Origin of the sequence: Gordonia zhenghanii (genome assembly GCF_021738965.1) — a bacterium.
GTDB lineage: Bacteria > Actinomycetota > Actinomycetes > Mycobacteriales > Mycobacteriaceae > Gordonia > Gordonia zhenghanii.
Map to the genome: position 1 here is coordinate 86,436 of NZ_JAKKOQ010000001.1, position 6,515 is coordinate 92,950.

Sequence of the window (6,515 nt, forward strand, 5' to 3'; positions counted from 1 at the left end):
CGAGACCGCCAGAGGCTTCGACTCGCTTCGCTCGCTCAACCAACTAAAAGGGCGGGCTCGCTCAACCAACTACGAGGGGCGGACTCGCTCACCAACTACAAAGCCACCGCGACGGCGAGCCCACCACACCGCTGGGGTGGATTCAAGTGGTCGAGCGAAGTCGAGACCCCTCCCACGCTGGTCGAGCGGAGTCGAGACCTTATGTTAGGTTTCCCTCACACGAGGAAAGGAAACTCATGACTGTCTCCCCCGCTTGGCGTCGCCCGCTGGTCGGCGTCGTCGCGCTCGCCGCCGGTGCGGCCATCGCCTTGACCGGTTGCTCGTCCGACGACGACACCGCCACCGACTCCACCGCCTCGGCGTCGACTTCCGCTGCCGCCGACCAGTCGGCAGGCGAGTCCGCCGAGCTGAGCAACGCGCAGGCCCAGGACATTCTGCGCAAGGCCGTCGACCCGGCGACTCCCGAAGCCGATCTGGACGGCATCGTCGAGATCACGAACCCCGGAGTGAAGGCCGCCCTCGTCGGCTACGCGAAGGGCTCGTCGAAGGCGGGCTATACCCCGGACATCTACACAGTGAAGTCAGTGAAGGTCGACGGCGACAAGGCCACCGCCACCGTCGCCGTCGCGTCGCCGCACGCCCCCGCGCCCGTCGACATGGACTTCTCGTATGTGAAGGTCGACGGCTCCTGGAAGCTCGCGGCGGCCGCGGTGGAGGATCTCGCCTCGCAGATGACCGGTCGCGGTCAGTGACCCGCCTGCTTCATTGAGCTACTGAACTACTGGAACCGACCCGTCTGCTGACGTCTCGGTACTCCAGGCGAGGACGCCGTTTCGACGCGCGGCCACCAGGCGGATCACTCCGTCGGCGGTCACCACGGTCAGCACGGCGACGTCCTCGCGACCGTGCGGCAGGATCCGGGCGGTCACCACCCCTGAACTCGCCGCGGCTAACGTCGCGGCGAGTTCGGTGTGTAGGACGGGGGCGTCGTCCGACGAGGGAGCCGTGCTGCTGTCGTCGAGAACCCGCACCGCGACGCCGCGAGCACGCGCGGCCGCCAGACTCGCCGTCGTCTCGGGCGAGCACCACCCTGCGCCGCGAACCGAGTCCCGGATCCCCTGTTCCATCAGGTGGGCCCGGATCGCACTCTCCTCGTCGAACTCGTCGCCGTCGGCCACCTTCTGCAGATACGGGCGGACGTCCTCACCGAACACGCGGAGTCGCTCCGCGCGTTCGACGGCCGTCGCCCGAGTCACCGCAGCCGACCGTGCCGCCGCAACGCGCCGCACCTCCAGCGCACCGGTCAACCGGATCATCGGGCGGACCAACCACGCCATCAGAGTGGCGGGCAGCAACGCCATCACCATGCGAATCGTGAGCTGGCCGCCCGCGACGGCAGTCCCGCCGTGCTGCACCGACCACCACACCGCCGACACCAGGACCACGCCGCACGAGGCCCAGGCCGCCCCCGACCGCCCGCGCAGAGTCAACAGCCCGGCCACGACGGCGAATACGACGAGCGGTGCGCCGACTTGCACCCAGTCGTCGGCGGTCTGCGGTATCGCCCACCACGCCGCGGTCACCGCGGCCACTCCCACGACGGTGACGGCGGCGGTGCTTCGATACGGCAACGGGTCCTCGCCACCGGCCAGGATCCGGTTGGCCACCACCGCGAGTCCCACTGCGGCGAGCGCCTCCAGGACCCATTGCAGGCCTGTTCGCGGATCGACGAACGCGGTGGCGCGCACGGCCGCATAGGCGAGGAGCAGAATCCCGACCGCGACGTGGAGTCGCCGGGTCCGCAACCCGAGCATCACCGGCATTCCGACGTCGATGGTCACGGGCGCACCCACTCGAGCGAGATCATGGTGCCGTCGTTCGGCGCGGTGTCGATCTGGGCCCGTCCGCCCGCCAAGGCGGCGAGCCGCCCGGTGATGCCGACGGCGATCCCGGACCTGTCTGGGGCCACTTCCGCTAGGTCGAAGCCGCAGCCGTCGTCCACGACGCGCAGGCGTACTCCCCCGGCCGCGATGTGTCCGACGACGGCCGTGCTGGCGTGCGGGCCGGCGTGGGCGACGGCGTTGCCGACCGCTTCGCTCAGGGCATCGCCCAGCGTGTCGACGACCTCGTCGGGCAGTTCGGCTGCGTCGTCGTCCGCGTCGACGGCGACGAGGATGTCATCGCCGTAGGCGATCGCCGACTCACGGAGCCGGATGACGGCATCGGCCGCACTGATCCATCCGCCAGGACGATCGGTGGCGACGCTGCCGTCGAGTTCGGCGAGGGCGATCCTCGCCTGATCGCGTTGTCGGTCCTCGGGGCGCCCGGGCGCGATGCCGCGGAGCACCCCGATCACACCGTCGCGGACCACCGAGTCCAGACGTGTCCGTTCCGCTGCACGAGCCGCGTCGCTCGCGGACTCGACGGTCGCGGCGAGCACCGCCGACCGCCGCCGGTCCACCTCGCGCGCGATGTGCATCGCGGTGCCGAGCATGGTGAGGAACACGGCGAGCAGACCGAATGTCATCACCTGGTTGAGGTAGGCCTCCCAGCCGTCTCCGCCGAACCCGACGCTCTGCTGGACGTCGGCGAGGAGCCCGAGGCCGATCACCGTGTAGACGAGGGACCATCGCGCCGGGAAGAGTGTGGCGAGAGCGACGGCAGGCAGTGCGATGTTGTTGGCCATCCAGATCGGTGGTGTTCCACCGACGTCCGACACGGTCCCGGACCAGGCTGGGAACCACAGTGCGAGAGCCGCGACGTCGGTCGCTGCGAGCGCCAGGACCGCCGCCCGAACGACGCCGACTCGCCTGCCCGCGCGGGACAGGACGACGCCGAGCAGTACGAGCGCCGCTGCGACGACGGCCACCGCGGACATCGGCGTCCACCACGTCGCCGTCACCTGCGCGCCTTTGATCATCGGGATTCCCGACACGCACGTCACCGCGATAGTGCAGATAGCGACAGTCAGTGCGGCGGCCCGCCGCATTCGGTATTCGTTCACGACTCGACCGTTCGCATCACGAAGCCGTCGGTTCCGAGTTCGATGCGACGGCGCAGCGACCCGGTGGCGACGACGACGGTGGCGACCGGTTCCCGGCCGGCGGGCGCGATGCGGGCCACCACATCGCCGCTGGACAAGCCTGCCAGCTCTGCTTCGAGGACTTCGGCGGCCGCGTCAACGACGGTCGCCGACTGGTCCGAGCCGAACGCGGCGAGGCCGCCGTCGTCGAGGACCGAGACCGAGACACCGCGGCGCCGGGCCTCCCACACTGCGTTCCGCACGCGCGGAACGTCGAGCGCACGGCCGCGGATGCCGTCGCGGAGCTTGGCTTCCACGAGCCGAGCCTCGGCGATGTCGGCGTCGGTCAGCGTGTGCCCGTCGGCGACGTGAGTCAGGAGTGGACGGACGCGTGCATCGATTCGCCGGATCCGATCGTCGCGGTCGGCGATGTCGTGACGGCGGTCGCGCGCATCCTTGTCGTCTGCGCGCAACCGGACGGCGAGGGCACGCATCTCCGCGATCTGGGGGCCCAGGAGGATCGCGGTGCAGGTGGCGAGGAACAGGACGGTGAGACTCGCCCGTGGCAGGACTGCGTTGAACCACGCGGGTGACTCGGTGAACGGACCAGCGATCAGTCCGATCGCGACGTTCGCTCCGATCGCCGCCCAGACGAGCAGCACTCGTCCCCGCAGCATCAGGATCACCGCGACCACTGTGGCGGTCGACAGCATCGGTTGATAGTCGCCCAGTCCGGAGGCTCCAGCGTATGCAGCCGACGTCCACGTCGCGGCCACACCGGCGACGATCAGCACGGCCGCAGATCTCGCGCGTCGATCGGTCAGGTCGTCCGCTGCGGACGCACTGACGAGGATCGTCGCGACGACGAGCGCGAGGTACGCGCTCCCCATCCCGATCCAACTGGCCACGTCGAAATCGACGCCGATCCCGCCGTAGACGGTGTATGCGGCCAGCGCCCCGAAGTAGACGGTGAGGACGCCGATGATGAGGACTCGCGCAACCCTCGCCCGTTCCACACGATTGTCCACGGCGGTCACGGGCGTACCCACCGCAGACGGACGCGGGTGCCGTGTCCCGGAGCGCTGAGCACGCTGCTCGATCCTCCGGAGACCACCGCCATCCGACCCGTGATGCCGAACGAGACGCCGATCCTGCCTGGCGGAGTCGCCTCGGGGTCGAATCCGGTTCCGTCATCGGCGACGGTCACGGTGATCGCGTCGTCGCCGACCTCTCCGAGGACCACGCACGACGCGCCGGCACCGGCGTGCCGGTAGAAGTTGCGGACGGCTTCGGCCGTCGCGTCCAGGAGCGCCGACGTCGTCTCGTCGTCGTATTCGGCGGCCCGCGACGCGCTGACATCGGCGCGGACAGCCACGGTGTCTCCGAACTGCGCGACGGTGGCCCGGAGTCGGCCGACGAATTCGGGGGCGTCGAGCCGGATGCTGATCTGGTCGGGCGCGTCCCACCAGTGGTCGAGTTCGTGGAGCACTCCGGCCGGGCCGCAGAGCGAGCAGGAATGCGATGATCCGGTCGTGAACCAGAGCGTCGGCTCGACGTCGCTCGACGTCGAGCGTGTCTTCGCGAACCAGATCGCGAGCTGACTCGATGGTCGCGGATCTGGTCTGGTCGAGTCGCCGAGCAAACGAGACGGCAGCCGCGCCCACTGCGAGAAACACCGCTCCCCACGCCGTGGACCACAGGGTGCGCAGCACAGAGTCCCAGCCGTACACGCCCGTCCACGCGAACGATGCGACGGCATCACTCAACGCTCCGGCGACGACCAGGTTCACGAACGCCAGAACGGGACGTTCGGCCAGCACCAGAGCCATACACGCCAACTCGGGGAGCATCGTGAACCAGACGACGATCGTGGGACTGCCTTCGTCGATCCCGGCCGAGACCCCGCGCCACGCTACGAACCACAACGCCATGACGATGAGGTATGCGATGGCTGCGGTGGCCGCAATCGGCAGGATCGAGGTGAGTCGGGCTCCGACTCCCGCCCATACCAGACCGAGTCCGCTGGCGATCACGACGACGATGCTCAGCGGGAGCCACCACGGCGCGGCGAGGTCGCCGAATCTCGCGAACGAACCGCTGGCCGCAATCAGGTAGAGGAGGTACGAGCCACCGACGATCGCCGAGCCGACTGCTTTAAGGGCGTCGAGCGACGAGCGCCCGTCGTCCCCGCCGTTCAGAAGTGCGACCAGCCGACTTCGGACCGACGAGTCGGACGCGTGGACGACCGGGCGTTGGTCGAGCCGAGGAGCATGAGTCGGGTCGGTGAACACAGGCAGCGCACTCCTCTCGTTCCGGACATCTCATAATCGCATGAGCTTCCCCCGAAACCAGCCTGTTGGTCGAGCGAAGTCGAGACCCCCACGCCCGTCGAGACCACCCCGTTGGTCGAGCGAAGTCGAGACCCCTCGCGCCCGTCGAGACCCTCACGCGGTCGAGACCACCACGCCGGTCGAGCGAAGTCGAGACCCCAATACCCCGAAACAACTCGGCCCTCCGGTCTGAATCAGACCGGAGGACCGAGGAAAGTGTGTGCGGGAGTCAGCCGACCGAACGCAGAGTGCGCGTCGTGCTGATGGGCGTGGCGACGATTTCGCGGCCGAGCCAATGGATCATCTGGTCCACTGCGCTGGCCCGAGCAACAGACTCGAGGTCGATGAGGCTCGGCGCGGTATGCAGCAGCGCGCCGGTCAGTGCGCTTTCGAGGGACATGCCCTGGACGCCGACGATGCGCCGATAATCGTTGATGGAGGACGTCAACGCACCGAACGTGACTGCGTCACTTCCGTACCGGACGGCGACCATCCAGCTAACGGTCTCGGACCGGTCTGCCACATGTGCGCACAGGTCTGAGATCCACTGGTCGCGGATGCCTTGTGTGGTCGTGCTCATCGCCCGAACCTCCCGTTCGACTGCGTCCCCAAACGCAGTTCCTGCTGGGCCTGACGCTGTATGTCATCACCCTACGTCAGCGTAACTTAGGGGAACCAACCCCGCCAGGGTACGTTGGGGAACTCTCAGGAAGTTGTTCAATCGATCAACTGACTTGCAGGATTTCCAGATACCACGACCTGCGGTGATTCAAACGACTGTCGTTCAATTATCCGAATTCGTTATAAAACCGTGACCTCAAAACACTCCGCGAGCATCGCGAAGTCTATTCCGACTTGTCTGCTTCCATCGCGTCGATGAGGCTCTGCGGCCGCAGGTCAGTCCAGTTCTGCTCCACGTACTCCAGGCATGCGGCACGCGAGTCCTCGCCGAACACCTTCGTCCATCCTGCCGGGATGTCCGCGAACGTCGGCCACAGCGAGTGCTGATTCTCCTCGTTCACCAGAACGTAGAAGCGGCCGTCTTCGTCGTCGAACGGGTTGGTCATCTCAGTCCTTCCTAGCAACGCGCAAACGCTGCGCGTCGATGTGCGTGCACTCCCCCGAACGGGTGAGGTCGACGGGTATCAGTAAATCATCTCAGG

At 67.8% G+C, this 6,515-nt stretch carries 8 protein-coding genes; 2 read left to right on the plus strand and 6 right to left on the minus strand.

Going from position 1 to position 6,515, the window contains the following annotated elements; genetic code table 11:
• Positions 1-236: 236 nt before the first annotated feature.
• Positions 237-752, plus strand: coding sequence for an MTB12 C-terminal domain-containing protein (locus L5G32_RS00460; RefSeq protein ID WP_237009048.1), 516 nt, complete (start codon positions 237-239; stop codon positions 750-752).
• An 18-nt stretch (positions 753-770) separates the two neighbouring features.
• Here the strand turns inward: L5G32_RS00460 and L5G32_RS00465 are convergent, their stop codons facing one another.
• The 4 genes from L5G32_RS00465 to L5G32_RS19310 are packed head-to-tail and all read right to left on the minus strand — an operon-like array spanning position 771 to position 4,511.
• Entirely contained in the window at positions 771-1,841 is a 1,071-nt protein-coding gene (locus L5G32_RS00465) for a DUF8320 family protein (protein WP_237009049.1), read from the minus strand.
• Positions 1,838-3,004, minus strand: coding sequence for a sensor histidine kinase (locus L5G32_RS00470; protein ID WP_237009050.1), 1,167 nt, complete (start codon positions 3,002-3,004; stop codon positions 1,838-1,840). The genes L5G32_RS00465 and L5G32_RS00470 overlap by 4 nt, the downstream gene beginning before the upstream one ends.
• Complete coding sequence (locus L5G32_RS00475) at positions 3,001-4,059, minus strand: hypothetical protein (RefSeq protein WP_237009051.1); 1,059 nt, start codon at positions 4,057-4,059, stop codon at positions 3,001-3,003. Before L5G32_RS00475 ends, L5G32_RS00470 begins: the two co-directional genes overlap by 4 nt.
• Positions 4,056-4,511 (minus strand): ATP-binding protein, encoded by a 456-nt coding sequence (locus L5G32_RS19310; protein ID WP_237009052.1) that lies wholly within the window; start codon positions 4,509-4,511, stop codon positions 4,056-4,058. Before L5G32_RS19310 ends, L5G32_RS00475 begins: the two co-directional genes overlap by 4 nt.
• 212 nt (positions 4,512-4,723) lie before the next feature.
• On the opposite strand from L5G32_RS19310, the gene L5G32_RS00485 reads away from it, so the two are divergent.
• Positions 4,724-5,137 (plus strand): hypothetical protein, encoded by a 414-nt coding sequence (locus L5G32_RS00485; RefSeq protein WP_237009053.1) that lies wholly within the window; start codon positions 4,724-4,726, stop codon positions 5,135-5,137.
• 444 nt (positions 5,138-5,581) lie between these two features.
• Here the strand turns inward: L5G32_RS00485 and L5G32_RS00490 are convergent, their stop codons facing one another.
• Together L5G32_RS00490 and L5G32_RS00495 are read right to left on the minus strand one after the other, a co-directional pair.
• Positions 5,582-5,932, minus strand: a complete 351-nt coding sequence (locus tag L5G32_RS00490; protein ID WP_237009054.1) for a hypothetical protein — start codon at positions 5,930-5,932, stop codon at positions 5,582-5,584.
• Positions 5,933-6,197: 265 nt separating this feature from the next.
• Complete coding sequence (locus tag L5G32_RS00495; RefSeq protein WP_237009055.1) at positions 6,198-6,419, minus strand: MbtH family protein; 222 nt, start codon at positions 6,417-6,419, stop codon at positions 6,198-6,200.
• Between the last annotated feature and the right edge of the window lie 96 nt (positions 6,420-6,515).